This window comes from Pseudoxanthomonas sp. LjRoot204_2 (genome assembly GCF_056175765.1).
On the sequence record NZ_JBGFFG010000269.1, the window covers coordinates 1 to 4,693 of the forward strand.

The 4,693-nt window shown below is 69.6% G+C and carries 5 protein-coding genes and 1 pseudogene; 3 read left to right on the forward strand and 3 right to left on the reverse strand.

Annotated features, from left to right (window positions below):
- Positions 1 to 543 (forward strand): annotated as a pseudogene (locus AC04L7_RS12665) (chemotaxis protein CheX); the annotation flags it as partial.
- Positions 544 to 552: 9 nt separating this feature from the next.
- Here AC04L7_RS12665 and rlmKL read toward each other — a convergent pair.
- Genes rlmKL through AC04L7_RS12680 form a run of 3 tightly spaced genes read right to left on the reverse strand, consistent with a single transcriptional unit; the run spans position 553 to position 3,720 of the window.
- Positions 553 to 2,688 (reverse strand): bifunctional 23S rRNA (guanine(2069)-N(7))-methyltransferase RlmK/23S rRNA (guanine(2445)-N(2))-methyltransferase RlmL, encoded by a 2,136-nt coding sequence (rlmKL, locus tag AC04L7_RS12670; protein WP_435997624.1) that lies wholly within the window; start codon positions 2,686 to 2,688, stop codon positions 553 to 555.
- A gap of 16 nt (positions 2,689 to 2,704) precedes the next feature.
- A complete protein-coding gene (locus AC04L7_RS12675; RefSeq protein WP_093489487.1) occupies positions 2,705 to 3,232 on the reverse strand; it encodes an alpha/beta hydrolase in 528 nt (175 codons plus the stop codon).
- Positions 3,229 to 3,720 carry an MOSC domain-containing protein gene (locus AC04L7_RS12680; RefSeq protein ID WP_435997622.1) on the reverse strand — a complete coding sequence of 164 codons (492 nt, stop codon included), beginning with the start codon at positions 3,718 to 3,720 and terminating at the stop codon, positions 3,229 to 3,231. Before AC04L7_RS12680 ends, AC04L7_RS12675 begins: the two co-directional genes overlap by 4 nt.
- An 86-nt stretch (positions 3,721 to 3,806) precedes the next feature.
- Here AC04L7_RS12680 and AC04L7_RS12685 point away from each other — a divergent pair, with 86 nt between their 5' ends.
- Positions 3,807 to 4,376, forward strand: a complete 570-nt coding sequence (locus AC04L7_RS12685; protein ID WP_475513124.1) for an N-acetylmuramoyl-L-alanine amidase — start codon at positions 3,807 to 3,809, stop codon at positions 4,374 to 4,376.
- Between the two features lie 57 nt (positions 4,377 to 4,433).
- On the forward strand, positions 4,434 to 4,693 hold a 260-nt coding region (locus tag AC04L7_RS12690; protein WP_475513125.1), incomplete at its 3' end, for an acyl-CoA thioesterase.

A 4,693-nucleotide genomic window follows, 5' to 3' on the forward strand; every position in this document is an offset into this window, starting at 1 on the left:
GCCCTGACCGCCGAACAGCTGGAAGCCGAACTGGTCGCGCACCGCCGCGATCTGGACGAAGCCAACCATGCGCTGGCCCTCGGCATCGCCGGGCATGCGCTCGCCGACGCCGCCACCAGCGCGATCCGCGTCAGCAACCGCCTGTTTCCGCGCCTGATGGGCAGCCAGTGCCAAGCCTCCGGGATCGCAGACGACAGCGCGCTCGAGGCCTGCGACGTGACCGCGCACGTGCGGATCGAAGCCGGCGCGGAATCCCTGCTGGTGGGCGTCGGCTGCTCCCGCGCCACGATGCAGGCGATGGCGTGCTCGCTGCTGTCGATCCCACCCGCGCAGTGCGACGACGAACTGGCCGTGGATGCGCTGGGCGAACTGGTCAACGTGCTGATGGGCTACGTGGTGCGCGACACGCTGTCCGACGACGCCAGCTACCGCGCCCATCCACCGAGCACCGCGCTCACCGCGGCCGACCTGGCCTCCCGCCACAGCACGCTGGCGCTGTCGATGGCCTCGCAGCGCGGCGACTTCGTCCTGATCGTCGGCTGACGCACGGCGCTACGCCCGCGTCAGCCGCCACGCGCGGTGGATGCGGGCGTTGCGTTCGAAATCCGGCGGAATCGTGCTGGCGCTGATGTCCTCGCAGCGCGCGAATTCCGCCACCGCGTTCTCGTCCAGCTTGAACCGGCGGAAGTTGTTGCTGAAGTACAGCACCCCGCCCGGCGCCAGCCGTGCAACCGCGGCGCGCAACAGCCGTACGTGCTCCTTCTGCACGTCGAAGTCGTCGGCGCGCGCGGAGTTGGAGAACGTCGGCGGATCGCAGAAGACCAGGTCGTACTCGGCCTGCTCGGCCTCCAGCCAGCGCACGGCGTCGGCCTGCACGAGGCGATGCTTCGCGCCGCCCAGGCCGTTCTCGGCGAGGTTGTCCGCACACCACTGCAGATAGGTCGCCGACAGGTCCACGCTGGTCGTGCCCGACGCACCCGCGACGGCGGCCTGCACGCTGGCCACGCCGGTGTAGCAGAACAGATTGAGGAACCGCTTTCCGCGCGCTTCCTGCGCCATCCGTCGCCGCAGCGGCCGATGATCGAGGAACAGGCCGGTATCGAGGTAGTCGAACAGGTTGACCCGCAGCAACGCGCCCGACTCGCGCACGACGATGAACTCGTCGCGCTGCTGCATGCGTCCGTATTTCGACCCGCCCTTGCCGCGCTCGCGCGCCTTCACCGCGATCTGTTCCTGCGGCACGCCGAAGACCTCGCGGGTGGCGGCCAGCAGTTCGCTGAAACGGCGACGCACGTCGTGCTCGGGAATGGTGGCCGGCGCGGCGTATTCCTGCACGTGCAGGAACGTGCGGGCCTGTCCGCCCTCTTCCACGTAGACGTCGATGGCCGCCGCGTATTCGGGCAGGTCCGCATCGTAGGCGCGGTAGCAGGTGATGCCCTCGCGCGTGCGCCAGGCCTTGAACTTCTTGAGGTTCTTGCGCAGGCGGTTGGCGACCATCTGCGCACCGTCCGACAGCGGCCTGGCCTCGCGCGGTTCGCGGGCGGGCGTGGCGACCGGATCGCAGACGATCAACGCGCACTCGATGGCGCCGTTGAACAGCTGGTACTTCTTGGCCGCGCGCAAACCGGTGGCATAACCAAGATCGGCATTGCCGCACAGCAGGCTGGCGCGCCATTGCGGCACGGCGCGCTGCAGCGCATCGCCGAGCGCGCGGTACAGGTCGGCATCGGCGGCGAGTCGTTCGTCGTAGGGCGGATTGCAGACGACAAGCCCGCGCAGTTCATCGCGCGCGGGCAGCTGGGCGACATCGCGCGTCTCGAACTGCAACTGACCCGCGAGTCCGGCGAGCACCGCGTTGTCACGCGCGGCGCGGATCGCGCCCAGGTCCACGTCGCTGCCGAAGAACACCGGCTTCAGCGCCTTGCGGCCTTCCGTTTCGCGCTGCACGGCGTCGGCGAACAGGGCGCGCCATGCATCGACATCGAAGCCGAGCCAGCGCGTGGGCAGCGCCGGGCCGTGGCGCTGCAGGCCGGGCGCGACATCGGCCGCCATCAGCGCGCCTTCGATCAGCAGCGTGCCGCTGCCGCACATCGGGTCGAGCAACGCGCCGCCGTCGTGGTACAGCGCCGGCCAGCCACCGCGCATCAGCACGGCCGCTGCGAGGCTCTCCTTCAACGGCGCCTCGTTCTGCGCCTGGCGCCAGCCGCGGCGATGCATCGGGCCGCCGCCCAGGTCGATCGATATCGTCGCGCGGTTCCTGCGCAGCGACAGGTTGATGCGCAGGTCCGGCTGTTCGACATCCACCGACGGTCGCTCCATGCCCTGCTGGCGCAGGCGGTCGACCACGGCATCCTTCACGCGCTGCGCGGCATAGCGCGCATGGGTGATCGCCTCGCCCGACACGTGCGCATCCACCGCCAGCGTCAGTTCGGGGCGCGTGTGCGTTTCCCACGCGATCGCCATCACGCCGTCGTACAGTGCCTGTTCGTTCAGGCATTCGAATTCATCGATCGGCCACAGCACGCGACTGGCCAGCCGCGACCACAGCACGGCACGCTGCGCGTCCACGGGCTCGCCGTCGGCATTCACGCCGGCGATGGTGGCGGTGGCCTTGGGCACGCCGAGCGCGAGCAGCTCGTCGGCGAGCAGATATTCCAGGCCCTTGGCGCAGGAGACGAAGAACTTCAAAGGAAACCTCGATACGTCAGAGAGCGGCGAGCAATTGCCCGAATGCATCCGCCGAAGCGGCGACATGGTCGGACAGGCGATGCCCGTCGTTGACCAGCAGCAGGCGCGCGCGGCGCGCATGCGCCCAGTCGGTCACGGCCTGCGCGGGGATCAGTTCGTCGTCCCAGCCATGGATCACCGACACAGGGACCGGCGCGGCATCCAGCAGCGGCAGCGGCCCCATGCTGATCGGCGGCGCCATCAGGAAAAGGCCACGCACCGGCACCTCCAGCGAGATGCGGCCGGCGATGTAGGCGCCCAGGCTGGAACCGGCCAGCACCACCGGCCCACGCGAGGCGGCGGCGTGCGCGAGGGAGCGCAGGCGTTCCAGCCGCGCGACCACGTCGCCGAGCGAACTGACATCGCGGCGCGCGTCGAGGTCGGTGTAGTCCGGGCGTTCGTGGGTCCAGCCCAGGCGTTCGGCCACGTCGGCGAGCGCGGTGACCTTGGTGGCGTCCGGACCGCTTTCGAACCCGTGCGACAGGATGCAGTGGCCGCGCATCAGAGCGCTTCCACCGGATCGCAGATGCGGAACGAACCACCTTCGACGATCCGCGCGCACAGGCCGCCATGGCCACGCATCGCGTTGTAGCCGCCCGGGCCCAGCGCGTCTTCCATCCGCGAGCACGGGTCGCATTCTTCCGTGCCCTCGAACACTGCGGTGCCGATGCGGAAACGGCGCTCCTTCAGTGCGATCAGCGGGATGCCGGACACGACCACGTTACGGCGCAACAGCGAAGGCGCTAGGTCGGACCGCTGCGCGAGCGCGGCGATGACGGGCAGGTGCTCGGCCTGGATCAGGGTGATGCCGCGCTTGCCGCTGCCTCCCTTGTAGCGGTCGCCGACCAGGCCAGCGCCGGTGACGGCTTCGACGGCGTCGGTGGCGACCATGACCTCGTCGCGGGCCGGTCGCAGGCCGATCCAGTCCACCTTGCCGGCACGCGGCAGGGTGGCCATGAGCTTGGCCAACGGGGATTCGGGATTGAGCGGCATGGGAAACCCGCGACGGGAAAGGCCGCCAGTTTACCGGAGCGGCCCGTGTCCAGCCCGATCCCCGCCCTGCCTGCTAGCATCCAAGCATGCGCACGGACCTGCCCTTCACCCCCGTCATCGACCTGTTGCCCTACGAAGCCAAGCTGGACATCCGGCCGCTGGAACAGATCGACCTGGTCGTCATCCACTGCACCGAGCTGCCGGACATGGCGATGGCACGCGAGTACGGCGAGCGCATCCTGCATGCCTCCGGCACCGGCAACAGCGGCCACTACTACATCGATCGCGACGGCACCGTGCACGTCTACGTGCGCCCGCAACACGTCGCCCACCACGTGCGTGGCTACAACCCGCGTTCGATCGGGATCGAGCTGGTGAACACCGGCCGCTACCCCGATTGGCTCGCCGTGGGCCGCCAGTCGRTGGAAGAGCCTTACGCCGAGGCGCAGATCGAGGCCCTGTCGGCGCTGCTGGCACACCTGCGGCACGCGCTGCCCGCGCTGCGCTACATCGCCGGCCACGAGGACCTCGACACCACGCGCGAGCCCGCCAGCGACGATCCGCGCATTCTGGTGCCGCGGAAGATGGACCCGGGCCCCCTGTTCCCGTGGGACGCGGTGCTGCGCACGACCCCGCTGGAGCGGCTGCTGCCCTGACGGGCCGCGCACGGACGGCCGGTATAATCGCCGTTCGCCAAGACTCCAGGCCCTGCCGTGCCCGCACCTGAACCCGTCGTCTCCGAGCTGATCGAACTGCTGTCGCTGGAGCGGCTGGAAGACAACCTGTTCCGCGGCCAGAGCCGCGATATCGGCACCAAGTACGTGTTCGGCGGCCAGGTGCTCGGCCAGGCGCTGTCGGCTGCACAGGCCACGGTGGGTGGTGGCGAGGAAGAGCGCCGCGCGCATTCGCTGCACGCCTACTTCCTTCGTGCAGGCAACATCGAAGCGCCGATCGTCTACGAAGTGGACCGCAC